The sequence below is a fragment of the Flavivirga algicola genome (genome assembly GCF_012910715.1).
GTDB classification, from domain to species: Bacteria; Bacteroidota; Bacteroidia; order Flavobacteriales; family Flavobacteriaceae; genus Flavivirga; species Flavivirga algicola.
Genome location: NZ_JABBHF010000005.1, coordinates 40,048 through 63,675 on the forward strand (window position 1 = coordinate 40,048; position 23,628 = coordinate 63,675).

Annotated in this window: 22 protein-coding genes; 13 read left to right on the top strand and 9 right to left on the bottom strand. The window is 34.2% G+C overall.

The window, feature by feature from the left end; genetic code table 11:
* Positions 1 to 32: 32 nt before the first annotated feature.
* Together HHX25_RS09640 and HHX25_RS09645 are read right to left on the bottom strand one after the other, a co-directional pair.
* Entirely contained in the window at positions 33 to 1,103 is a 1,071-nt protein-coding gene (locus HHX25_RS09640) for an N-acetylmuramoyl-L-alanine amidase family protein (protein ID WP_169672584.1), read from the bottom strand.
* Between the two features lie 83 nt (positions 1,104 to 1,186).
* Positions 1,187 to 1,804, bottom strand: coding sequence for an FMN-binding negative transcriptional regulator (locus tag HHX25_RS09645; RefSeq protein WP_169672585.1), 618 nt, complete (start codon positions 1,802 to 1,804; stop codon positions 1,187 to 1,189).
* 166 nt (positions 1,805 to 1,970) lie between these two features.
* On the opposite strand from HHX25_RS09645, the gene radC reads away from it, so the two are divergent.
* The 6 genes from radC to HHX25_RS09675 all read left to right on the top strand — a co-directional run bounded on the left by radC (position 1,971) and on the right by HHX25_RS09675 (position 7,798).
* Positions 1,971 to 2,669 (top strand): RadC family protein, encoded by a 699-nt coding sequence (radC, locus tag HHX25_RS09650; protein ID WP_169672587.1) that lies wholly within the window; start codon positions 1,971 to 1,973, stop codon positions 2,667 to 2,669.
* Positions 2,670 to 2,812: 143 nt separating this feature from the next.
* Positions 2,813 to 4,129, top strand: coding sequence for a polysaccharide deacetylase family protein (locus tag HHX25_RS09655; protein ID WP_169672589.1), 1,317 nt, complete (start codon positions 2,813 to 2,815; stop codon positions 4,127 to 4,129).
* A gap of 101 nt (positions 4,130 to 4,230) precedes the next feature.
* Positions 4,231 to 4,920 (top strand): YjjG family noncanonical pyrimidine nucleotidase, encoded by a 690-nt coding sequence (locus HHX25_RS09660; RefSeq protein ID WP_169672591.1) that lies wholly within the window; start codon positions 4,231 to 4,233, stop codon positions 4,918 to 4,920.
* A 46-nt stretch (positions 4,921 to 4,966) separates the two neighbouring features.
* Positions 4,967 to 5,530 carry a hypothetical protein gene (locus tag HHX25_RS09665; RefSeq protein WP_169672594.1) on the top strand — a complete coding sequence of 188 codons (564 nt, stop codon included), beginning with the start codon at positions 4,967 to 4,969 and terminating at the stop codon, positions 5,528 to 5,530.
* On the top strand, positions 5,527 to 6,945 hold the full coding sequence (locus HHX25_RS09670; RefSeq protein WP_169672596.1) for a DUF5723 family protein: 1,419 nt from the start codon (positions 5,527 to 5,529) through the stop codon (positions 6,943 to 6,945). The genes HHX25_RS09665 and HHX25_RS09670 overlap by 4 nt, the downstream gene beginning before the upstream one ends.
* Complete coding sequence (locus HHX25_RS09675) at positions 6,935 to 7,798, top strand: hypothetical protein (protein ID WP_169672597.1); 864 nt, start codon at positions 6,935 to 6,937, stop codon at positions 7,796 to 7,798. Before HHX25_RS09670 ends, HHX25_RS09675 begins: the two co-directional genes overlap by 11 nt.
* A gap of 36 nt (positions 7,799 to 7,834) precedes the next feature.
* Here HHX25_RS09675 and HHX25_RS09680 read toward each other — a convergent pair whose 3' ends face one another.
* Positions 7,835 to 9,112: a replication-associated recombination protein A gene (locus HHX25_RS09680; protein WP_169672599.1), complete on the bottom strand. Its 1,278-nt coding sequence runs from the start codon at positions 9,110 to 9,112 to the stop codon at positions 7,835 to 7,837.
* Positions 9,113 to 9,264: 152 nt separating this feature from the next.
* Here HHX25_RS09680 and HHX25_RS09685 point away from each other — a divergent pair, with 152 nt between their 5' ends.
* The gene (locus HHX25_RS09685) at positions 9,265 to 9,996 is read left to right on the top strand and encodes a rhomboid family intramembrane serine protease (RefSeq protein WP_169672600.1); all 732 of its coding nucleotides are present in this window, start codon (positions 9,265 to 9,267) and stop codon (positions 9,994 to 9,996) included.
* Here HHX25_RS09685 and rlmB read toward each other — a convergent pair.
* The 6 genes from rlmB to HHX25_RS09715 all read right to left on the bottom strand — a co-directional run bounded on the left by rlmB (position 9,993) and on the right by HHX25_RS09715 (position 18,542).
* Complete coding sequence (rlmB, locus tag HHX25_RS09690; RefSeq protein WP_169672602.1) at positions 9,993 to 10,727, bottom strand: 23S rRNA (guanosine(2251)-2'-O)-methyltransferase RlmB; 735 nt, start codon at positions 10,725 to 10,727, stop codon at positions 9,993 to 9,995. The genes HHX25_RS09685 and rlmB overlap by 4 nt on opposite strands.
* A 64-nt stretch (positions 10,728 to 10,791) precedes the next feature.
* Complete coding sequence (locus HHX25_RS09695; RefSeq protein WP_169672604.1) at positions 10,792 to 11,301, bottom strand: lipid-binding protein; 510 nt, start codon at positions 11,299 to 11,301, stop codon at positions 10,792 to 10,794.
* A gap of 17 nt (positions 11,302 to 11,318) precedes the next feature.
* Positions 11,319 to 11,924: an immunoglobulin-like domain-containing protein gene (locus HHX25_RS09700; protein ID WP_169672606.1), complete on the bottom strand. Its 606-nt coding sequence runs from the start codon at positions 11,922 to 11,924 to the stop codon at positions 11,319 to 11,321.
* A gap of 18 nt (positions 11,925 to 11,942) precedes the next feature.
* Complete coding sequence (locus tag HHX25_RS09705; RefSeq protein ID WP_169672607.1) at positions 11,943 to 13,382, bottom strand: SusD/RagB family nutrient-binding outer membrane lipoprotein; 1,440 nt, start codon at positions 13,380 to 13,382, stop codon at positions 11,943 to 11,945.
* An 18-nt stretch (positions 13,383 to 13,400) separates the two neighbouring features.
* Positions 13,401 to 16,634: a SusC/RagA family TonB-linked outer membrane protein gene (locus tag HHX25_RS09710; protein WP_169672609.1), complete on the bottom strand. Its 3,234-nt coding sequence runs from the start codon at positions 16,632 to 16,634 to the stop codon at positions 13,401 to 13,403.
* A gap of 213 nt (positions 16,635 to 16,847) precedes the next feature.
* Positions 16,848 to 18,542, bottom strand: a complete 1,695-nt coding sequence (locus HHX25_RS09715; protein WP_169672611.1) for a POTRA domain-containing protein — start codon at positions 18,540 to 18,542, stop codon at positions 16,848 to 16,850.
* 334 nt (positions 18,543 to 18,876) lie between these two features.
* Here HHX25_RS09715 and rpsL point away from each other — a divergent pair, with 334 nt between their 5' ends.
* The 6 genes from rpsL to rplD all read left to right on the top strand — a co-directional run bounded on the left by rpsL (position 18,877) and on the right by rplD (position 23,622).
* Positions 18,877 to 19,251 (top strand): 30S ribosomal protein S12, encoded by a 375-nt coding sequence (gene rpsL / locus HHX25_RS09720; protein ID WP_102756994.1) that lies wholly within the window; start codon positions 18,877 to 18,879, stop codon positions 19,249 to 19,251.
* Positions 19,252 to 19,273: 22 nt separating this feature from the next.
* Positions 19,274 to 19,750 carry a 30S ribosomal protein S7 gene (rpsG, locus tag HHX25_RS09725; RefSeq protein WP_102756995.1) on the top strand — a complete coding sequence of 159 codons (477 nt, stop codon included), beginning with the start codon at positions 19,274 to 19,276 and terminating at the stop codon, positions 19,748 to 19,750.
* A gap of 6 nt (positions 19,751 to 19,756) precedes the next feature.
* Complete coding sequence (fusA, locus tag HHX25_RS09730; RefSeq protein ID WP_169672613.1) at positions 19,757 to 21,883, top strand: elongation factor G; 2,127 nt, start codon at positions 19,757 to 19,759, stop codon at positions 21,881 to 21,883.
* A gap of 11 nt (positions 21,884 to 21,894) precedes the next feature.
* On the top strand, positions 21,895 to 22,200 hold the full coding sequence (rpsJ, locus tag HHX25_RS09735) for a 30S ribosomal protein S10 (RefSeq protein WP_007650482.1): 306 nt from the start codon (positions 21,895 to 21,897) through the stop codon (positions 22,198 to 22,200).
* A gap of 175 nt (positions 22,201 to 22,375) precedes the next feature.
* Positions 22,376 to 22,993 (top strand): 50S ribosomal protein L3, encoded by a 618-nt coding sequence (gene rplC / locus HHX25_RS09740; RefSeq protein ID WP_169672615.1) that lies wholly within the window; start codon positions 22,376 to 22,378, stop codon positions 22,991 to 22,993.
* Positions 22,993 to 23,622, top strand: coding sequence for a 50S ribosomal protein L4 (gene rplD, locus HHX25_RS09745; protein WP_169672617.1), 630 nt, complete (start codon positions 22,993 to 22,995; stop codon positions 23,620 to 23,622). Before rplC ends, rplD begins: the two co-directional genes overlap by 1 nt.
* Positions 23,623 to 23,628 lie beyond the last annotated feature (6 nt).

Consider the following 23,628-nt stretch of genomic DNA (forward strand, 5'->3'; position numbering starts at 1 on the left):
AATTACATACAAATTTTATCAATTTGTATGGTTTATTTCAGGTTTTTATGTGTGTCAAAATCAACTAAAAGCCCATTGAAAATCCATTTTGCCAAAGCTTTTCTGTTTTGATAATTAAGAATTCTTTTTTGGTCCTTTTTGTTTTTTATATTTCCTAATTCGATATACACCATTGGAGGGAATGTCTTTTTTATAAGGTAGAGCCCTCTGGATTTTACAGAGCCTGAGTAGATCCTATTTGGCTGGTGTTTTGCATATTTTTCTTTGAACGATTTGTGGATATGTTCTGCCAATCGTTTTCCTTTTTTACTGTTATGGTGATGATAAAAAAATACATCTATATTTTTGCTTTTACTTCTGCTGTCAACATGAGTAACAATTAGTCTTTGATAAGCACCTTTGTGTCTTAAATATAAATTATTCACCGTTTTTGTGCGTTGGCTCAATCGTAATTTTTGACTTTTTGAAATTGGCTTGTCTTGAAAATTAACTTCATCGTAATCTACTTCAAGAATTTTTTTGTCTCTAATACCATCATTTTTATCTTGAATAATCATATAAACCTTTGCACCGTTGGAAATAAGTATTCGTGCTAATCTCAGGGTCACATCATAGGCATATTCGTCTTCAGAAATTAGTTTACCATTATAGGTTTCTATAGCTCCTGGGTCAGGACCACCATGTCCAGAAATTAAATAATAGATGGCTCCATTTAAAGTATTGCTTTCAAAGGGAACGTTATTATAATCTTTACCAAAAAGTGGATTCTTGGTTTGCTTTGTTGTTGCAATGGTGTCAATAGTTTTGGGTTCAATGTTGGCGTTAGCCGGATTGATTTTAATATCGGTAATGGTATCTTTTACGATTATTGGAAGCAAGTATGCCCGACCTTTTACTAAGCCGTTGTTTTTTGTTAAATTTTCCTTATTAAGTTTAATAAAAGCTCTGTAATATTTTGTCGGTTCTATACCATTTTTTCGGAGTATGGAATAAATACCATCACCATCAGTTGCAATTACTTTTTTTTCAATATTTTGAGCAGTAGAGAGATTAGAAATGTTTAGATATAAAAGGATAAATAAAAGTAATTTTAATATTCTCAATTCTGATTAATTTTAGGCCACAATCTTTTTAAGGATAAAAAAATGTTGAACCATTTCTACTAAACAACGGCGTTTTTCCATTTTTATTTATTAAACTCATCTTGACTTAAAAATACCTTTCCTAAAAACTGTTCAATGCTTTCTTGATTTGCTCTAATAAGTTCTGCTCTGGCATTTTCAATATCACGGGGCTTTTTGTCTTGTGAAAGCTTGAATTTACCTTCCCAATCGGTAATCGTTATTTCGAACATTTTAATATAATCCAGATACCCTTTCATACTTCGGTTATCAGGTTTTAAAACGTATTTGTGTTCTGGAGCTTCTAAAAAAGCAGTCATATCTATTAATGATGCTATTAAAGAGGTCTTATTTTCAATGGCCTTGACTGTGGCTTTTAAATGAACAATAATATAATTCCAAGTTGGTAATTGGGTGGTTGAGTAAATACTTGGTGAAATATAACATTGCGGGCCAGAAAATATGATAGTAACATCATTGTCATCCTTTAATAATTCTGCTTGCGGATTAAACTTATCTATATGCCCGATAAGCTTCCCTTCATTATTATAAATTAAGGGTAAGTGGGTAATCAATGGTTGATTGTCCTTAACAGAAATCAATGTAGCCAATGGGTAAGTTTTAATCACCTCGATCATATGATTAATGTCATTATCTTGATGATGTTTTGGAGGATACTTCAAAATGACTTTTAGTTTTAAATTAATGTGGGTTCTATGTATAAAATTACAACATTTATTTATCCTCTATAATTTGTTTATAACAAATAAGAAGGAAATGTCTTACTTTAAATCTTTTTGCTTTTCTTTATGCTCGTTTAAATACGAAATAAATTAATACCACTAACAAATGCAAGAAAAACGAGCATCGTTTCCAATTAAAGACTGGTCGCAAGACGATCAACCACGCGAAAAATTACAGTATAAAGGAAGAGAAACCTTAAGCGATGCAGAGCTGGTGGCTATTTTAATAGGGTCGGGAAATAAAGATGAGAGTGCAGTTGCTTTATGTAAACGAATTTTAGCAAGTGTGGATAATAATTTAAGTGAACTAGGTAAATTATCTATTATAGAGCTCATGATGTTTAAAGGCATTGGTGAAGCCAAAGCGATTACTATTGCAGCAGCCTTAGAGTTAGGGAGACGGCGAAGAGGAGAAGAGGCCTTGGAAAAGGATAAAATAACATGTAGTAGGTCGGCTTTTGAACTTATGCAACCTAAAATAGGTGAGTTGCTACATGAAGAATTTTGGATTATTTACTTAAATAATTCCAATAAAGTCATTCAAAAGAATCAATTAAGTAAGGGAGGTATCACAGGTACTTTGGTAGATGTCCGTTTAGTACTAAAAAATGCTTTAGAAGTTGGAGCAACAGGTTTAATTTTAGCCCATAACCATCCGTCGGGAGCTTTAAAACCTAGTGAAGCCGATAAGCAGATCACTAATAAATTAAAAAAAGCAGCCCAAAGTATAGATATAAAGGTACTAGATCACCTAATTATAACAGAAAAAGCATATTTTAGTTTCTCAGATAAATCATTACTGTGAAATTAACGAAAAATAAATTTTAAAATCTAAGGCTAAAATCAATGTGGTTAGCTTGGAATTTGATATTTATAAAAATTAATGGATCTTGTAAAGTACACTTTAGACTACTTACTGCTAACGATTGAAAACTGCTTACTAAGAAAATGCTTTTAGTTTATACCCATAAAATATCACCTCGATTAAAATATGTTTTTAAACATCTATGTACCAGAATTCTTGGAATAAAGGTAGAATTTACAACTAAAATAGAGGCGTTTATTGCACATGATAGCTTAAAAATGTCTTATACGAAGCAACAGCTTGGAAATGAGTTTTTTATTAAAAGCCATGATATTTTATTTGAGCAAGGGTTAAGTGATCTAGAGATTCATATTCATGATTGGGATCGTACAAAATGCTTTTTTTATAATGGAGATAAAAGTGCGATACCTTTCGATATTTTTGCGGCTTCTTTCTATTTATTATCCAGATATGAAGAGTATTTGCCACATGTAAAAGATGAATTTGGCCGTTTTACAGCAGTTGAAAGTCTGGCCTATAAGCATGGTTTTTTGCGTCAGCCAGTTGTAGATATTTGGGCATATAAATTTAAGGATGCTTTGCAGTTACAATTTCCAGAATTTAAGTTTCCTGAAAGAGATTATACCGTTAGGCCCATTATCGATGTACCCAGTGCCTATAATTTTAAATTAAAAGGCATTATACGAACCCTGGGGGGAATGGTAAAAGATCTATTTCTATTTCGGTTTAAGAGTTTGTACACTAGATTTTTGGTTATTCTCGGCTTTATACATGATCCGTTTGATACTTTTAAATACATAATAAATAGGCAAAAGCATACCAAGTTTAAGTTCCTGTTCTTTTTTTTAATAGGCGATTATTCCACATATGATAAAGGTATAAGTCCTAATAAAAAGAAGTTTGTATCGCTTATAAAACATATTGCCGATTATTGTATTGTGGGTTTGAAAGCATCATATTTTGCTATTGATGAAATATCAATTTTGAAGAAAGAAAAATTGAGAATGGAAACCATTTTAAATACAGTATTAAAAGCTTCCAGGCACTCTTTTTCGAGGCTTAATTTACCAGAATCGTATAGAAATCTTATAGAATTAGAAATTAAGGAAGATTACACCATGGGATATGTAAACCATATAGGTTTTAGAGCTGGATCCTGTACACCTTTTTTGTTTTATGACTTAGATTATGAAGTACAAACACCTTTAAAAATTTATCCGTATCATATTATGGATTATGCGTTACTAAAAACATATTCTTTGTTAGATAAGAAGCAAGTTTTAAATGAGATCATTAGCGAGGTAAAACAAGTAAACGGTATATTTATTCCAATATTTCATAATTACACTTTTAGCGCAGAAAAAAAGTGGGATGGATTTAAAGAATTGTTTAATATTATTATAGAATCTGCTGATGAAATGAATACCAATAAAGTTTAAATAATGTCTTATCATATTTCTAAATTTTTTAATAAAAAATAACTGTATGATTTTATTTGTGCTTATTTTTAATTTATCGAAATGATCATAAAAAAATAAAAATGAAAATAGAGGGTATAACTGATGTGTTTTTTGATTTGGACCACACTTTATGGGATTTTGATAAAAACTCTGCATTGGCATTTGATAAAATATTAAAATTGAATCACATCGATGTAGATATAAGCGATTTTTTATATCATTATGTACCTATAAACTTAAAGTATTGGAAGCTATACAGGGAAGCAAAAATAGAAAAGAATACCTTGCGTTTTGGAAGGTTAAATGATGCATTTTCAGCAGTTGGTTATCAAGTTGAAGAGACTATGATCAATAAATTGTCTGATGATTATATAACACATTTAACAACGTTTAATTATCTATTTGATAATACTTTTGAGATTCTAGATTATTTAAATCTCAATTACAATTTGCATATTATTACTAATGGATTCGATGAAGTACAGCATAAAAAGCTAAAAGGTTCTAATATTGATAATTATTTTAAAACAGTCACTAATTCGGAGATGGCAGGCGTTAAAAAACCCAATCCAGAAATTTTCAATTTTGCTTTGAATTTGGCTAATTCAAATAGCAGTCAGAGTGTTATGATAGGAGATAGCTATGAAGCCGATATATTGGGAGCTAAGAATATTGGTATGGAGGTTGTTTTTTTTGATGTCCATAACACTGTAATTGATGATAATGTTAAACGGATTGATAATTTAATTCAGTTAAAGAAATATCTATAGATGCACTAATTTTTATATTTTACCGTTTAGTTGCTATACCTACTTTATGCAGAAACAAATAATCAAATATTCATTTTTAGTTGTTGCTATAAGCTTAAGTCTTCTTTCATGTGTAAAGGACGTTGATTTTGATCAAGCTGATGATTTTGAAATTTCTCCTGTAGTGGAATCTAGTCTTATCTTTTTTGAAGGACAGGCTAATCGTTTTTTATTAAACACTAACGAAATAGTTTCTATTAAAGATTCCGTAACTGTAGAATTTTTTAACAGTAATTTTATAGTCGATAACCTTATTAAATCCGAGTTTGTATTTGAGGCGGTAAACTCAATTAGTAAGGAGTTCCAAGTACGTGTTGACCTTATTAACGATTTGGAGCTACAGGTACATTCATTCACGCTTACAGCTTCACCGTCTACAAATGGTAATGATGTCCTGTCCGATCATACAGAGGTATTTGAAAATGACAAATTAGAGGCTTTAAAAAACACTTCAAAAATAGTATTTACCCTTAGTCTGCTATCTGGTGAAACTATTAATCAATCAACTCTGGGTAGAATTAAGCTACAATCTAAGGCTGTTTTTTATTTAAATATTGGAGAGGAGCTATGATGAGGCGTTTCATTTTTTTTTTGACACTTGCTTCATGCTGTCTCTCATTTTCACAGAATAAGCAGATACTTTACGGGTTTTCAGATATCCCACAATCTACATTGCTTAATCCTGGTAAGCTGATAAAAAATGATTGGTATTTTGGAATTCCTTTATTATCGCATATCCATGCCAATGTAGGAATAACGGGCAGTACTGTTTATGATATTTTTGCCAATGATGGTATTGATTTTAATGCTAAGCTTCAAAATGCTGTTTACGGTATGGAAGCTAATGATTTTTTTAGCGTAAATCAACAATTGGAAATTTTTTCTGGCGGATTTTCTTTTGGGAGTTCTTACGAGAAAAATGAGTACATAAGTTTTGGCCTATATCAGGAGTTGGATGTTATTGCTTATTTTCCAAAAGATCTCGCGATTTTAGCTTTAGAAGGGAATCAAAATAATATTAATAGGTCTTTTAGTACAAGTCAAGTAAGTGTAGCGGCAGAAGCCATTTCTGTATTGCATCTTGGCTATACCAAAAAAGTAAATGACCATTTTACCTTTGGAATTAGGGGAAAAATATACTCAAGCATAGCTAACATTAACGCTACAAAAAACAAAGGGCGTTTTATAACAGTACGAGGACAAAATAATTTTTACGACCATATTTTTAATTTAGATTTAGAAGCCAGAACTTCTGGGATAGCCAGTTTATCTGAGGACGGTTCCGATTCTAACTCTGTAGCTCGAGATTTAAAAAAACGTCTTTTATTTGGCGGAAACCTGGGGCTGGGATTCGATGTTGGTTTTACGAAACAATTAAACAAACAATGGAGCTTTGATGCCAGCCTGTTGGATGTTGGTTTTATTAGACATACAAAAGATATTGAAAATTACAAGATAGAAGGAGATATTGTGTTTGAAGGCATTAACCCTATTTTTCCCGACATAGGAAATGGCCAGACAGCAGAAGATTATTGGAGCGAAATTGAAGAAGACTTTGAAGAAATATTTGAACTGGATACCACAGCAACCAAGTATACCACATGGCGTCCTATAAAACTTAATACGTCATTGAATTATGCATTTGGTAAGAAAAAAGATAAAACATGTAATTGTGTAAAAGAAGAAGGTGATTATCTAAATGCCGCGGGTATGCAGTTATTTGCTATGAGCAGACCCAAGCGTCCTCTATTGGCATTAACGGCATATTATTATAGGCGTTTATTTAATGGTTTACAAATCAAAACTACATATACCATAGATTCCTATTCGCCTTATAATATCGGTCTGGGTATGTCTGCCAACTTAGGAAAATTAAACTTTTACGTAATGGCAGATAATTTTTTGGAATTTAAAAACATATATAATGCACAAAGTGTATCTTTACAATTAGGGTTTAACTATATATTTAATAAAAATGAAGACTAAGATTTTATCTGCTGCTATAGCTTGTTTAATTGTAACGACTGTTTTTTCACAATCTAATTTGAATGATTATAAGTACGTGATTGTGCCTAATAAGTTCGATTTTTTAAAGGAGAAAGACCAATATCAATTAAATTCTTTAGCGCAGTTTTTATTTAATAAATATGGATTTGAAGCTTTAAAAGAGGGTGATACCTATCCAGAAGATTTAATTAGAAATAGATGTTTGGCATTAAGATCTGATGTAACCAAAGAACCTGGAATGTTTAAAACAAAATTGGCAGTAGAACTTAAAGGTTGTAATGACCAGGTAATATATACATCTCAATTAGGAATAAGTAGAGAAAAAGATTATGCTAAAGCTTATGTAGAAGCATTAAGAGCAGCGTTTAAATCTATAGAAATGCTTAATTATAAATATGAACCTAACGAAAGGATAACATCTTTGCAAACTCAAAGCTCTGGAGAAAAGAACGAAGTAGCGCAGGAGATTGAGGTATTAAAACAAGAAATTCAAAATCTTAAAAAGGAAAAAGAAGCAGAACTAAAAGTAGTGAGCATTCCCAAAGCAGAAACACCAGTAGCCGTTTTGCCTACAATTAAAAAAGCTACTGCGATGGAGACAGGTGTTAAGGAAGTGCTTTCCAAGGTATTATACGCTCAGGAAATTGAAAATGGATTTCAATTGGTAGATAGCTCCCCAAGAGTTGTATACAGGATAAAACAAACACAACTTGAAAACGTCTATTTAGTAGAAAATAAGAGCGCTATTATTTATAAAAAAGGAGATGATTGGATTATTGAATACTATGCAAATAACGTATCTAAACAAGATGTCTTGAATATTAAATTCTAGCCTTGTAGGGTGAAAAACAGACCCTATTAAGGCAGACTAATATCCATATTTATCTTTCCACCGTTGTTTTAAAAACTCCTTATGAGCATTTTCACGAGCATTATTTCCAGGTTCGTAAAGTTTAGTATTTTTAATTTCATCTGGTAAAAATTCTTGGTTGGCAAAGTTGAGGTCGTAATTATGGGCATATTTGTAATTATCACCATATCCTAATTCCTTCATCAATTTGGTAGGAGCATTTCTAATTTCTAAAGGCACAGAAAGGTTGCCCGTTTCTTTAACTAATTGCTGTGCTTTACCAATGGCTTTATAGGCGGCATTACTCTTAGGGGAGCATGCTAAATAGGTCGCACACTGACTTAATATAATTCTGGATTCTGGGTAGCCAATAGTAGAAACCGCCTGAAACGTATTATTGGCTATAACCAAAGCCGTTGGATTGGCATTGCCAATATCCTCACTCGCTAAAATGAGTAATCTGCGTGCTATAAATTTTACGTCCTCACCGCCTTCTACCATACGAGCTAACCAATATATGGCAGCGTTAGGATCGCTTCCCCGTATCGATTTTATAAATGCAGAAATAATATCATAATGCTGTTCACCAGTTTTATCGTAATGCACAGTATTGTTCTGAACCTTTTCCGAAACCGAAGCATCGGTGATCGTTATTACATCAGAGTCATAAGAATTAACAATAAGCTCAAAGATATTAAGTAGTTTTCTAGCATCACCACCTGAAAGCTTTATAAGGGCGTTCGTTTCTTTTAGCTTAATTGTTTTTTTAGAGATATACTCATCTTGGTCTACCGCACGTTTTAAAAGTGTCTCTAAATCATTTTTATTAAATGCGTTTAGAATGTAGACCTGGCAACGAGACAAAAGTGCTGAAATAACTTCAAAACTAGGATTTTCAGTTGTCGCGCCAATTAATGTAATCCACCCCTTTTCAACAGCCTGTAAAAGGGAATCTTGTTGCGACTTGCTAAATCTATGAATTTCGTCAATAAACAAGATAGGGTTTTTTGTTGTAAATAACCCACCGCTCTGTTTGGCTTTATCGATTACGTCCCGAATATCTTTAACCCCAGAATTTATAGCACTAAGTGTATAGAAAGGTCTGCCCGATTCAGTAGCAATAATATTCGCAAGCGTCGTTTTTCCTGTACCTGGAGGCCCCCAAAAGATCATGGATGGAATTAAACCTTGTTTTATATGCTGCGTCAAGCTACCCTGTTTACCAACGAGATGATTTTGACTCACGTAGTCATTAAGGGTTTTCGGTCTTAAACGTTCAGCTAAAGGTTCATTCATATGGTAAAATTAAAATATTTTTTTAAGATTTTTGTATGTACTATTAGTTTACTTTTACTAATGGAAAAACGGGCTAATGACTTTAGAGATCTTTATCTGACATTTTAACACTAAAATAAAAATTGGTTAGCTATTTGCTATCTTTAAGTCATATGAAACAGAAACAACGCGACCATTTTAAATTCTCAACAGGAGTTATAGTTTATCCTGTATTTTTTGTACTGGCTATCTGGTTGGTATTTTGGTTTGAAGTTCGTTTTGGTTTTAACTTTAGTAAGTACGGAGTATACCCTCAAACTTTAAAAGGTTTAAAGGGGGTTATATTCAGCCCTTTTATTCACGGAGATATACAGCATATTTATCATAATACAGTGCCATTATTTGTGCTTTCCATGGCTTTATTCTATTTCTACAAGCCTCTTGCCTGGAAAGTGATACTATTCGGAATTTTATTTTCGGGTTTTTTTACCTGGTGTATTGGTAGGCCATCCTATCATATAGGGGCAAGTGGTCTTATTTATGTTTTGGTAAGTTTCACCTTTTTTAAAGGGGTATTTGCTAAACATTATAGGCTTATAGCGCTATCTCTACTGGTTATTTTTCTTTATGGCAGTATGCTGTGGTATGTTGCTCCAGTAAAAGAAGGCATTTCATGGGAAGGCCATTTATCTGGTTTAGTCACTGGTCTGTTGTTTGCACTTTTCTTTAGAAAAGAGATTGCAAAGCCAAAAAAATATGCATGGGAACAAGAAAACTATAATGAGGAAGAGGATCCTTTTCTAAAACATTTCGACAAAGACGGTAACTTTATTGAGCATATTGAAACCGAGCAGGAGGAACCTCCTATAATAAACTATACTTATAAAAAAAATAGGGAGGATTAGGAACGTTGTCTTACTGCTTCATATAAAAAGGCGCCACAAGCAACAGAAACATTTAAAGATTCAATGTCGCCTAATATGGGCAGCTTAGCTTTAACATCAACAACTTTTAACGTAGATGGGTTAATACCCCTGCCTTCAGACCCCATAATGATAGCACAGGGTTCTTTAAAAGAGACATCGTATAATACATGGTCCGTTTTTTCGGTAGCTGCTATAACACTTATTCCAGATGCCTGCATATAGAATACAGCATCTTTAATATGGTCTACTTTGCAAATAGGAACTTTAAATACAGCTCCAGCACTTGTTTTGATTGCGTCCCCATTTACTGGGGCACCACCTTTTTTTTGAATAATAATACCATCAACACCAGTACATTCTGCGGTTCGTATTATAGCACCGAAATTACGAACATCACTTAGTTGATCCAATAGCAAAAATAAAGGTGTTTTGCCAGATTCTATAACGTTTAAAACCAAAGTTTCTATGTCGTGAAATGCAATTGGAGATATTTGGGCAACAGCTCCTTGATGGTTTTTTGGGGTAAGTCTGTTGAGCTTTTCAACAGGTACATAAGAAGTGTTTATTGAATTTTTCCTTATAGCAGTTTCCAATTCACTAAAAAGCGCTCCTTTTAGCCCTTTCTGAAGAAACACTTTATCGATTGTTTCACCAGCATTTATAGCTTCAATAATAGCCCTAATACCAAAAATTTGTGTCTGTTCTTGCATGTGGGTAAAGGTATAAAAAAACCACCTCAAGTGAGGTGGTTTTTTTATTGTTTAAAGAACTTGGTTAATAATGAGGATTCTCATCTTCTAAAAACCCTGTTCTCCAATGTCCTTCATATTTATAAACCAGTCCTGGATCCCAACTAAATTCGGCATCAAAGAAAATTTGATCGACTTCAGTATTACTTTCAGTAGTATAACCTCCTCTAACAATTCTTCCATTAGTTATTGTAACAGTAGCAGGTCCGTAAAGTTCTTCTGTATTAGGTTCACTTTGAAAAGTTAAACCATCTGCATTAAGAGTTACTTTTGCTTTAAGCTCCATCCAATTTCCATGGTCGTCTAACCAAAAAGTATTATCATTTGCAGAAGTATTAAATGTACTAAATTGAACAAAATCACCTCCATATGCAGTAGCACTACCATCTGGGGTTAAAGCAACTGCCCACCAATCTCCAGCAATTTCCTCAACACTGGTTCCTCCTGGGTCTGGTTCACCACCTTCATCACAAGAGATAAACAAACTTACCGTGAATAAGAGTAAAACGGCTTTATATATATATGTGTTTTTCATAATTCTTTAAATTTTATTTATTCGTATTCAAAAGTATAGTCAAATCCATAAGGCTGAATCTCTGTTGTAAACATTCTAGTAGCTGGATCGTAAGTCAAAGCCACGCTAGTTGCGCTGAATGGGTATGTTTGTGGTATTTCTGAAATGATATCTCCATCCATTTGGAAATACATAGGGAAATTACCACCAAAACCAAAGTCAGTACAATGAAAGATACTTGTTGTTCCAGGCACTAAAGTTATAATACCTTTTCTTTCATTTCTTCCAGCATCTTGAATATTTCCTGTAACATCTGTTCCCACAATTGCAGGGTCATGAACTACTACGGTTTGAAAAACAGTGGCAGCAAATCCATCTGAATTGGTTGCAGAATAAGAAACGTCATAAACTCCTACTGTACTGGTGTCTACATTTCCACCTGATGTTACTTCTAAAGTGGCTCCATTTTCTGTAGCCACTGCTGATGGAGTGAATGTTCCGTTTAAGGGTACCACAGCTAAATTATCGTATTCGAATACAGCATAGTTGGTAACAAAAGAAACATCTCCAGTCGATTCAGTATCACAGCTACTGCTTAAGAACAGTACTGCGATACACATAATACTCTTTAATATATTTTTCATGATTCTTAACATTTTTTATTATTGATTCCACCAAATAGGTGTGGTAATTGGTACTACTGCTGGCGCTTGTAAATTTGTCGACGTTTCTCCAGCTGGATATAATAAACGTTGAGGAAATCCAGTGCCTAATACACCGTTTACAGAAACTGCAAATTGACCAGGAATATAACCTGCGTCGGTTTGAGGAACTGTAGATGTTGCAGGAATCCCTGTTCTGTGCCATTCAAAGAATGCTTCTGCACCATTTCCTGGATAACTAGCAATCCACTTTTGGGTAATAATGGCTGTAAGGTTTTCGTCAAATGTACCGCTTGGGTATTCGTAAGCTCCAGCTGTTGCAACAAATGCCGAGCCGTCTAAGCTCCATTTATTAAAGTTTTCCATCACTGCAGCATCATACATGGCTTTAGCACCTGTGCCACTGTTGTAACGTTCCATAGCTTCAGCTTGCATGAATAAACTTTCTTCATGGCTTATAAAGTAAACAGGGGTAAGAGGACTTAAGATAGAAACCGCAAATGTGTTTGGTCCAGCAGGGTTGTTATAATCACCTTGATTCACAGGATTTCCAGCTGTATAAAATAAACCCAATCTTGAATCTAAATTCGTCGCTAAATAAGAATGCATCGTTGTACTAGCCCTTAAATTAAGTGCTGTATTTAATTGTCTCTTATCAGATTCGAATAAAGGATTACTCACGTTTGGAGCATCAGTAAAACCTGTTAAAGAAGCATCGGTATCTAAAAAGGGTGCATTAGCATTAATCATGGCAGTAATTCCAGCTTGCGCTACAGAAGGTCTGGCCTCTGTCTGGCGTAAGAATATTTTAAGTTTAAGTGTATTGGCAAACTTAACCCAATTATTCATGTTACCTCCAAAAACCAAATCATCAGCACCAGGTGTATCACCTACAGAGGCTCCTAAATTACGACCCAATGCATCATCAAGATCAGCAATCATGGCATCATATACGGCTTCACCTGTGTCAAATTTAGGTTGAAAGATTAAAGGATCATTTGCTTCACTATAAGGAATGTCACCATACCAATCAGTAAGCATATGCGATATATATGTTTCTAGTACAGTTGCTATTAAGTAGTAATTCCAATTTTCGGCAGCCAAAGCTTTTTTCTTAATATTTCTGATATCTAGAAGGCCGTCATAGGTATTACGCCATCCACTCTCGGCAATGGCATCTGTAGTTCCTAAAGTATAGTTATCCACTACACGATATTGACTTGAACCAGGGCTTTGCGACCACATTTGCGACCAAATACCGCCAATTAATGCCCAGTTAGCTCCTTGTACACCAGCTACAGCTGTAATACTCGCTGGTAATTCAACTTCAAAAGCTAAATCATCAGGAGTTAGGTCGTCAGGATCTCTGTTTATATCTAAAACTGAATCGCAAGATATTAACATTCCAAATCCTATTAATAATAATATTATTTTTTTCATTGTATATTTTTTTAATTATTAGAATGACATTTTTAATGCAACTCCGTATGTTCTTTGAGCAGGGTTTCCTGCAAACTCACCAAATTCAGTTGCTAAATCATTACCTCCAAATGAAGTAACCTCAGGATCTACATAAGGATTTTCATCTGGAGTCCAAAGCATTAAATTTCTGCCATAAACACTTAAAGATAAGGAACTTAATCCTGATTTCCCAATAATGCTTTCAGGGAAACTATAAGATAAAGACAAATCACGTAATCTTATAAACGTCTTATCAATGATGTGGTTGGTTGCTTCTGTAGTAGGGTTGTTACTTGCACTATAAAAACCAGTAACGGCATCAAAAGTAATAGGCGTTGTATTTTCAGGATACGTAGGAGCCGTAATAACAGAGCCATCTGGTGCATAAACACCATCATCAATAACAGAGTTAGGTACTATAAACGTATTTCTGTCATTATATGTTGTAGCTATAGAATTCCCAGTAAATCCTAAAAGTCTGGATGTATAAGAGTACATTTCTCCACCTTCTTTCCAGTCAAATCCAAATGATAATCTGAAATTTTTATATCTAATAGTATTTTGAAGCCCCATCACAAAATCTCTTTGTGAATCACCAATGGTTTGTTCTTCAGTAGATTGTAATGGAATCCCTGTGTTAGGATCTACAATAATCTGACCAGCATCATTTGTTTGTGGAACACGTGCTTGGAAAACACTTAAGGGCTGTCCTTCAATAGCATAAAAGTTTACACCAAAAGCACTGTTAATTAATAGTTTATCTAAGCCATCTGGAAGGTCTGTAACTTTATTCTTATTTTTTGTAAATGTATAGTCTATATTCCAACTAAAATCATCTGTTCTAATTGGGACTAAACCAAGAGCGACCTCTATACCTTTATTTTCGATATCTAAAAAGTTACCAAAAATTTCTCTATACCCTGTAGAGTTAGGAAGTTGTTGAGCTATAATAGCACCATCAGTTGTTTTTGTATAATAAGCAATATCTGCAGTAATCCTATTGTTAAAGAATCTACCTTCAAGACCTATTTCGTATTCATCAGTAAATTCAGGTTCTATTCCTATGTTTCCTAAAGTTCTACCAATTTCAAAAGAGTTTAGGTTGTTGAATGGGAAGTTAATAGACCCAAAATAAGCACCAGCAACACCTTGTGTAGCAGAACTTTCTGTTAAATATAGACCGGCACCATTTGCAAGTGACGCATAACCTCCACGAGCTTTTAAGAAGTGTGCTCCATTATCTAAAACAATGGCACTTAAATTAGCAGAAGGATAGAAAAAGGAATTGTTTCCTATTGCTAAAGTAGATGTCCATTCGTTTCTTGCTGTTAAGTTTAAATAAATACGCTCTTTAAATGCTAAGGTAGCTGATCCAAAAACCGAATAGTTCTTAGCTTGGGCATCTTGTTGTGCCGTGATTGGCAGTACTGCCGAGTTAGAAATTTCATAGAAATTAGGAATATCTAGGTTTGTTACTCTAACTTGTAAAGAACTTGTTGTACTATTATTGATAGATCCCCCAAGCGAAGCATCTAATGTAAAGTTTTCATTTAAGACAGTATTATAATCGAATGTCATAAAAGACTCATAACGTCTAGCTTGGTTGGTTCTTTCTGTAACACCACCAACAACAGTACTCGCTCCTAATAAGTCATTTGGAGATCCTGGCGTATAGTTAATAACAGCACCATGACTATGACGTTTACCATTATTTATATCTGCACCAATTTGAATAGTACCAACTAAGTTAGGTGTGATATCATAAGAGAAATTAATATTTCCGTAAAAGCGCTCACGATTTAAAACCGTTGCATTTTCGTTAAGTAACCACCATGGGTTTCTTGAATACGGTGTATAGAAATTATCATTATTATTGAAAGGATTATTGGTATAATCTCTTAAGTCTAATACACTAATACCTCTCGGGATTTGAATTAACTCTTGCATAAAAGTTTCTCCTTCACCTGCACCATCACCTTGTCCAGTATTTACAGCATTTTGCCTAGTTTGTGCATAATTACCATTAACACGAAGTCTGAATTTTTCACCAGAAATACCGCCATTAAAGCTTAAAGTATTTCTTTTTAAAGCATCAGCATCGGTAGGAATAATACCGTCAGTGTCTACTCTGGAAAATATAACTGAAAAATCAGTGTTTTGACCACCACCACTTAGACGAACTGAATTTGTATAGGTATTACCAATATCATAAAAATCTTTAATATTGTCTTTTAGATTTGAGTAAGGTTTTATTTGCTGCGCATTATCAACTATTTGACCCCAAGGACGAAGCGCTCCAGTGAATTTAGGTCCCCAAGAACCATTTTCATTTGTCGCACCAGTACCGCCAGCAGGAAGACCTGAATAATCGACACCATTCCAACCTTGACCAAATTCTTGTTGTAAATGCGGGATTCTGGCAACTTCTAAAAAGTCGATAGAACTATTTATTTCTACTTTAACCTTTTGTCCAGCTTGTCCTTTCTTGGTCGTAATGATGATAGCTCCACTTTGTGCTCTGGAACCATATAATGCAGTTGCAGCACCACCTTTAAGGATGTTAATACTCGCAATGGCATTGGCATCAATGTCATTAATATTAGTACCACCATCAAAAGATCTATTAACATCTGTATTTAGTCCGCTAAGACTACCCGTGTTTGAAGCCGAAGATACAGGTGTACCATCAATAACATATAAAGGACCATTACCACTTGTAGAACTGAAACCTCTAAAAATTATTTTTGTAGAGGCACCTGGTTGGTTAGGAGCTGTTACATCCAAACCTGCTACTTTTCCAGATAAACTTTCAAAAGGGTTAAGTGTGGCCACCTCTGTTAATTTTTCCCCAGAAACTGCGGTTGCAGCATAACCAAGTGATCTTTTTTGCTTGGTTTTACCAAAAGCTGTTACTACAACCTCCTCTAAAGATTCGGCATCTTCTTGTAATGTCACATTAACCGTGTTGGACGCACCAACAGGAGCTTCGGTAGTTGTATACCCCACAAAACTAAAAACAAGGATGTCACCTTGACTAGCTCTTATTGAATACTTTCCGTCGAAATCTGAAGATGTACCAGAAGTAGTACCTTTTACTAAGACAGTAGCTCCAGGTAACGGTAAGCCAGAATCATCTGAAACAGTACCTGAAATTGTCTTTTCTTGTGCAAACGCAAGTTGCACTACCAACGCTAGTAATAGCGTTAGAATTCCACTAAACTTTGTTTTCATTTTATAATTATTTGAATTAGTCAATGCCAAAAATCATAATAAAAAGTTAATAAAACAATAAATAATGGTTAAAATTTACCTTTTAACGAGAATTTTTAAGAAAAGTGGAAAAAAAGAATACGTTCAAATGAGGCGTTTTTAATTTATTTTTAAAAAAAAGATACTCGGTTTTTATTACTTGAATTATAAAATTTAGTAAAATATTAACAAAAACTAAAAATTAGCCACCAGACTTATATGTATTTTAGAATTTGAAAGTTTGAATTTTTGATTTTCATTTTTACCATTTGCATAGTTAAATCTAAATAGTCCTGCTTGAGTAAGAACACCAAAGCCAAAGCCGTAACCAAAAAGCTTTTCCCTGGTATTCAAAATTTTATTCTCAAAATATGCTGCATCTATAATGGAATGGATATAAATAGAATTGTTAAGTTGATATCTGTACTCTGTGTTTATTAAACCAAATAGAGATGCAAATAGACTGTTTTCCTCAAAACCCCTAATGGAATTTATACCGCCAAATCTTGATAGTTCATTTTCTAAATAAGTGTCGGAATTTAAAAAAGCACTATTTAACCTTAAAAAAATGCTGTTTTTTCTGTTTAAATGAAAGGTTTTAAAAGCGTCAATAGAAATTTGCGATTGTTTCTCTTGTGTGTTGAGCGATTTTCTTTTTCCAAAGTTGGTTTCTAGATATAGTTTGGAATTAATTGGAAAAAGCAGATGTAAGGGGTGCGGTTTTATAAACTCATATGCAAAGGTGTAGTATTGTGTGTTGTAATCAGAAATTATGGGCGATATATTTTCCGTTAATAAGTTGTTGGACTCTGTAGAAAGAAGCCCCGCATAAACCTTATGTTTTGGATTTATTTGATAGTGCAATTTCAGGGCCTGATTTACAGTTGTAAATGAAGAATCCTTTTTGAAGATTCGTAAGGATAAGTCAACACCTATAGGCGATTTAAATAGGTATGGAAGTGTTAAATCTGCTTGAAATGTTTTTTGGTCATTTTCATCACTTTTATATAATAATTTAAATGATTCCCCAAAGTTTAAGTTGTTAGTTAAATTTAAGTTTAAGTAACCATCAAATTCCAGTTTGTTTGTTTCTTCATTGGTTCCAAAACCTAAAAAGCCATCAAAAGAATTACTTTTTGCTTTTTCAAGATACAAGTATAATGTCGTTGAGTCTTTAGAAAATAAAACTTCTGGAGATTTTATCTGATTGGCAAACCGTAAGTTGTTTAGTTCGTTGGTTTTGCTTCTAATTTTGGTTAAATCAAAAACCTGAGAAGGTTTAATTTTTAAGAAGTGGTTTAGATAGGAGTGTGGAAATTTTTCATAGCCTTTTATCATAATGTTGCTAATCGTTCTCTTTTTTACTTCCGATTCAATGATCAGATGCGCAGATAGATTGAAGCTGTCTTTTACTTTAATGTTGGACAGGCGTAGTTTTGAAAAGGGTAAGCCTTCTTCTGAAATTTTAAAATTAATTAAATTCAAGGCATTTTCGACTTTGTTAAGCTCTAACTCAAAATAATCATCAAAAATGTTTTTGGAAATGATTTCTAAAAGAGAACGTTTAATCTTTGTCTTGTCGTAATATACATATATGGTGTTGAATTTCTTTTTTAAGTGAATTCGACTTGTGAATAAGGAATCGTTTATCTTAATGGTTTCTTTTAGTTCATTTTCAATATATCCTATTTTGTAGAGTCTTTTTTGAACACTGTCTATTTCACGTTTAATGGATGTGTAATCTTTGTGTTTTTTTAAATAGTTTAAGGAGTCGATCAAGCTGGTTTCATGCTCAGTATTGCCATTAATTTTTAGATGTAAATTTTGGCAAAACAGTTTTGAAGAAAAAAGTGTGTATATAATAAGGAGTAAAAAAGAAGCTTTTTTCACTTTATGATAGCTAGCTGATTATTGTGTAAATCTAACGGAAAACCTAGACTTATAATATAAGTGATTAGATAATTTTTCAGATCTATTAGAATTAGGTTGTCTTTCTTATTAAAAAAGGGCTATTAACTTTAGAGTTTTTTTAAGGTAGAATGAGGCCATTTAGGTAGATAAATAAAGAGGTTGAAACATGTGCGGGGCTTGGTTGAAGTATTCTATGAAAAGCAAATATTCATTAAGGCATGAAAATTAATGAATTAGGATTTGAATTATTCATTTTAATTTCTACCTTTGCAGCCCTCTTAGAAGAGGATTTTAAAATTTATATATAATATATATGCCAACAATTTCACAATTAGTAAGAACAGGAAGAGCCAAAATAACCAAGAAGAGTAAATCGGCTGCTTTAGATTCTTGTCCGCAAAGACGTGGTGTGTGTACTCGTGTTTATACGACAACTCCTAAAAAACCAAACTCAGCAATGCGTAAGGTGGCAAGGGTTCGTTTAACAAACGGTAACGAGGTTAATGCATACATTGGTGGAGAAGGACATAATCTACAAGAGCACTCGATAGTATTGGTTAGAGGTGGAAGGGTAAAAGATTTGCCAGGAGTTAGATATCACATCGTTCGTGGTGCTTTGGACACAGCAGGTGTTTCAGGTAGAACACAACGTAGATCTAAGTATGGTGCTAAACGCCCTAAGAAGTAATTTAAAACTTTAAGAAGAAGACATGAGAAAAAGAGCAGCAAAAAAGAGACCGCTTTTACCAGATCCACGTTTTAACGATCAGTTAGTTACTCGTTTCGTTAATATGATGATGTGGGACGGAAAAAAGTCTGTCGCTTTTAAAGTATTCTACGATGCTATTGATATTGTAGACTCGAAAAAAACTGACGAAGAAAAAACAGCTTTAGAGACATGGAAAGATGCTTTGTCTAATGTGATGCCTCACGTAGAAGTGCGTAGCCGTCGTGTTGGTGGTGCAACATTTCAAATTCCAATGCAGATTCGTCCAGATCGTAAAGTTTCAACAGCAATGAAATGGCTTATAGGCTATGCGCGCAAAAGAAACGAAAAATCTATGGCGCAACGTTTGGCTTCAGAAATTTTAGCAGCAGCTAAAGAAGAAGGGGCAGCGGTTAAGAAAAGAGTTGATACTCACAAAATGGCAGAAGCAAATAAAGCATTCTCTCACTTTAGATTTTAATACGACATGGCAAGAGATTTAAAATTTACTAGAAATATAGGTATTGCTGCACATATTGATGCAGGAAAAACTACAACTACAGAACGTATTCTTTATTATACAGGTGTGTCTCATAAAATTGGAGAAGTGCATGATGGTGCTGCTACAATGGACTGGATGGAACAAGAGCAAGAAAGAGGTATTACAATTACTTCTGCAGCTACAACTTGTGAGTGGAAATTCCCAATTGAAAATGGGCAGCCAACTCCTGAAACTAAAGGATATCACTTTAATATAATTGACACACCAGGTCACGTAGATTTTACTGTTGAGGTAAATCGTTCTTTACGTGTACTTGATGGTTTAGTGTTCTTATTTAGTGCAGTTGATGGTGTTGAGCCACAATCTGAAACTAACTGGAGACTAGCGGATAACTATAAAGTGCCCCGTATCGGTTTTGTTAATAAAATGGACCGTCAGGGATCTAACTTTTTAGGTGTTTGTCAGCAAGTAAAAGATATGTTAAAGTCTAACGCCGTGCCAATTGTTTTGAATATTGGTGATGAAGCTGACTTTAAAGGAATTATCGATTTAGTAAAGAATCGTGCTATTGTTTGGCATGATGAAACTCAAGGGGCGACTTTTGATGTAATCGATATCCCAGAAGATATGAAAGAAGAAGCTCGTAAGTACCGTGCGCTTTTAATAGAAGAAGTTGCAACTTACGATGAGGAGCTGTTAGAAAAATTCATGGAAGATGAAGATTCTATTACAGAAGAGGAAGTGCATGCCGCACTTAGAGCTGCTGTAATGGATATGGCTATCATTCCTATGATTTGTGGTTCTGCTTTTAAAAATAAAGGTGTACAGTTTTTATTAGATGCTGTTTGTCGTTACTTACCATCTCCAACAGATAGAGATAATATTGTAGGTACAGATCCAAGAACAGGAGAAGAGGCTGTACGTAAGCCAGATGTTAAGGATCCGTTTTCGGCTTTGGCATTTAAAATTGCTACAGATCCTTTTGTAGGTCGTTTGGCATTCTTTAGAGCATATTCAGGTCGTTTAGATGCTGGTTCTTACATATTGAACAACCGTTCAGGTAAAAAAGAGCGTATCTCTCGTATTTATCAAATGCACTCTAACAAGCAAAACGCAATCGATTATATCGAAGCAGGAGATATTGGTGCAGCAGTAGGGTTTAAAGATATCAAGACAGGAGATACTATGTCTGATGAAAAAAATCCTATTGTTTTAGAGTCTATGGATTTTCCAGATCCAGTAATCGGTATTGCGGTTGAGCCTAAAACAAAAGCAGATGTTGATAAATTAGGGATGTCTTTAGCGAAACTAGCTGAAGAAGATCCAACATTTACTGCAAGAACAGACGAAGCTTCAGGTCAGACTATTATTTCTGGAATGGGGGAGCTTCACTTAGATATTATTGTTGATCGTCTTAAACGTGAGTTTAAGGTGGAAGTAAACCAAGGTCAACCACAAGTAGAATACAAAGAAGCAATTACACAACGTGCAGAACACAGAGAAGTTTATAAAAAACAATCTGGTGGTCGTGGTAAATTCGCAGACATTGTATTTACATTGGAACCTGCTGAGGAAGGAAAAGTAGGATTGGAATTTATTTCTGAAATAAAAGGAGGTAACGTTCCTAAGGAATTTGTTCCTTCTGTTGAAAAAGGATTCAAAATGGCTATGGTTAATGGACCATTAGCAGGATATGAAGTTGATGCTATGAAAGTAACATTAACAGATGGTTCTTATCATGATGTGGATTCGGATCAATTATCATTCGAATTGGCTGCTAAACTTGGATTTAAAGCTGCTGCAAAAGCTGCAAAAGCGGTGATTATGGAGCCTATTATGAAACTTGAGGTGATTACACCTGAAGAAAACATGGGTGACATTGTAGGTGATTTAAATAGAAGAAGAGGTCAAGTAAGTGACATGGGAGATAGAGCAGGTGCAAAAACTGTAAAGGCTACCGTACCATTGTCAGAAATGTTTGGGTATGTTACTACATTAAGAACATTATCATCAGGTCGTGCAACGTCAACAATGGAATTTTCACATTATGCTGAAACACCTTCGAATATATCTGAAGAAGTAATTAAGGCAGCTAAAGGTGTTGAAGCTTAAAATCTAAGAAAATGAGTCAAAAAATCAGAATAAAATTAAAATCTTACGATCACAACTTAGTAGATAAGTCTGCTGATAAGATTGTAAAGACTGTAAAAAGCACTGGAGCTGTAGTAACTGGACCTATTCCATTGCCAACACACAAGAAAATTTTCACAGTATTACGTTCACCACACGTAAACAAGAAATCAAGAGAGCAATTTCAATTAAGTTCTTATAAGAGATTATTGGATATCTACTCTTCGTCATCAAAGACTATTGATGCGTTAATGAAACTTGAGTTACCAAGTGGTGTTGAGGTAGAGATTAAGGTATAATAATTGGTTTCGACTTCGCTCAACCAACAATTATTATTGGTTGCTGAGCGGAGTCGAAGCAAACATGTCCCACCGATGTGGTCGCGGGAAAAACGGGTAAATACATTTCAGGGACGAAACGTATTTTGTCCCTGAATTTTTTTAAATAAGTAATAAATAAATTAATAATTAAATTATGTCTGGGTTAATTGGAAAAAAAATCGGTATGACCAGCATCTTTGATGAGAATGGGAAGAATATTCCTTGTACAGTAATCGAAGCTGGGCCATGTATCGTTACCCAAGTCAGAACCGAAGAGGTTGACGGCTATGAAGCTGTTCAGTTAGGTTTCGATGACGCGACAGAAAAAAGCGCTACAAAAGCAGACTTAGGTCATGCTAAAAAAGCGGGTACTTCTGTAAAGCGTAAAGTTGTTGAATTCAAAGGTTTTGAGGAGGAGTACAAATTAGGAGATGCTATCACTGTAGAACACTTCACTGAGGGTGAATTTGTTGATATATCGGGTACATCTAAAGGTAAAGGATTTCAAGGTGTTGTAAAACGTCATGGTTTTGGTGGAGTAGGTCAAGCGACTCACGGTCAACATAACCGTTTAAGAGCACCAGGATCAATTGGAGCTGCATCTTACCCTGCAAGAGTTTTTAAAGGCATGAAAATGGCTGGAAGAATGGGTGGAGAAACAATAAAAGTTCAAAATTTAAGAGTTTTAAAAGTAGTAGTTGAAAAGAATCTACTTGTTGTTAAAGGTTGTGTGCCTGGACACAAAAACGCTTATGTAATTATTAGAAAATAATGAAAGTAGCAGTTTTAGATATAAACGGAAAAGACACAGGAAGAAAGGCAGACCTTTCTAAAGATGTGTTCGCTATTGAGCCTAATAATCACGCTGTGTATTTAGACGTTAAGCAATACTTGGCAAATCAACGTCAAGGAACTCACAAATCTAAAGAAAGAGGTGAGATTGCTGGAAGTACACGTAAGATTAAAAAGCAAAAAGGAACTGGTACGGCAAGAGCAGGTAGTATTAAGTCTGGTGTATTTAAAGGAGGAGGACGCATGTTTGGTCCAAGACCAAGAAATTACAGCTTTAAACTTAATAAAAATGTTAAGCGATTAGCACGTAAATCTGCACTAAGTATCAAAGCAGGAGAAAAATCAATTACAGTTTTAGAAGACTTTAATTTTGAGGCTCCAAAAACGAAAAACTTTACAGCGATTTTAAAAGCCTTAGAGCTTGAAAACAAAAAATCTCTGTTTGTGTTGGGTGGGTCAAATAATAACGTATATTTGTCATCGCGCAATTTAAAAGGCTCTGAAGTTATAACTACTTCAGAATTAAGCACTTATAAAATTCTAAATGCAAATCAAGTTGTGCTTTTGGAAGGTGCTTTAGAAGGAATTGAAACAAACTTAAGTAAATAAGAAACA

What these genes read in the sequence shown, in the direction of transcription:
- HHX25_RS09675 (WP_169672597.1), top strand. Translation starts at nt 6,935, where the DNA reads ATGAAGACTAAGATTTTATCTGCTGCTATAGCTTGTTTAATTGTAACG.
- HHX25_RS09705 (WP_169672607.1), bottom strand. Translation starts at nt 13,382, where the DNA reads ATGAAAAAAATAATATTATTATTAATAGGATTTGGAATGTTAATATCT.
- HHX25_RS09655 (WP_169672589.1), top strand. Translation starts at nt 2,813, where the DNA reads ATGCTTTTAGTTTATACCCATAAAATATCACCTCGATTAAAATATGTT.
- HHX25_RS09665 (WP_169672594.1), top strand. Translation starts at nt 4,967, where the DNA reads ATGCAGAAACAAATAATCAAATATTCATTTTTAGTTGTTGCTATAAGC.
- HHX25_RS09695 (WP_169672604.1), bottom strand. Translation starts at nt 11,301, where the DNA reads ATGAAAAACACATATATATATAAAGCCGTTTTACTCTTATTCACGGTA.
- rpsG (WP_102756995.1), top strand. Translation starts at nt 19,274, where the DNA reads ATGAGAAAAAGAGCAGCAAAAAAGAGACCGCTTTTACCAGATCCACGT.
- fusA (WP_169672613.1), top strand. Translation starts at nt 19,757, where the DNA reads ATGGCAAGAGATTTAAAATTTACTAGAAATATAGGTATTGCTGCACAT.
- rlmB (WP_169672602.1), bottom strand. Translation starts at nt 10,727, where the DNA reads ATGCAAGAACAGACACAAATTTTTGGTATTAGGGCTATTATTGAAGCT.
- rplD (WP_169672617.1), top strand. Translation starts at nt 22,993, where the DNA reads ATGAAAGTAGCAGTTTTAGATATAAACGGAAAAGACACAGGAAGAAAG.
- HHX25_RS09680 (WP_169672599.1), bottom strand. Translation starts at nt 9,112, where the DNA reads ATGAATGAACCTTTAGCTGAACGTTTAAGACCGAAAACCCTTAATGAC.
- rpsL (WP_102756994.1), top strand. Translation starts at nt 18,877, where the DNA reads ATGCCAACAATTTCACAATTAGTAAGAACAGGAAGAGCCAAAATAACC.
- HHX25_RS09710 (WP_169672609.1), bottom strand. Translation starts at nt 16,634, where the DNA reads ATGAAAACAAAGTTTAGTGGAATTCTAACGCTATTACTAGCGTTGGTA.
- rplC (WP_169672615.1), top strand. Translation starts at nt 22,376, where the DNA reads ATGTCTGGGTTAATTGGAAAAAAAATCGGTATGACCAGCATCTTTGAT.
- HHX25_RS09660 (WP_169672591.1), top strand. Translation starts at nt 4,231, where the DNA reads ATGAAAATAGAGGGTATAACTGATGTGTTTTTTGATTTGGACCACACT.
- HHX25_RS09685 (WP_169672600.1), top strand. Translation starts at nt 9,265, where the DNA reads ATGAAACAGAAACAACGCGACCATTTTAAATTCTCAACAGGAGTTATA.
- HHX25_RS09700 (WP_169672606.1), bottom strand. Translation starts at nt 11,924, where the DNA reads ATGAAAAATATATTAAAGAGTATTATGTGTATCGCAGTACTGTTCTTA.
- HHX25_RS09670 (WP_169672596.1), top strand. Translation starts at nt 5,527, where the DNA reads ATGATGAGGCGTTTCATTTTTTTTTTGACACTTGCTTCATGCTGTCTC.
- rpsJ (WP_007650482.1), top strand. Translation starts at nt 21,895, where the DNA reads ATGAGTCAAAAAATCAGAATAAAATTAAAATCTTACGATCACAACTTA.
- radC (WP_169672587.1), top strand. Translation starts at nt 1,971, where the DNA reads ATGCAAGAAAAACGAGCATCGTTTCCAATTAAAGACTGGTCGCAAGAC.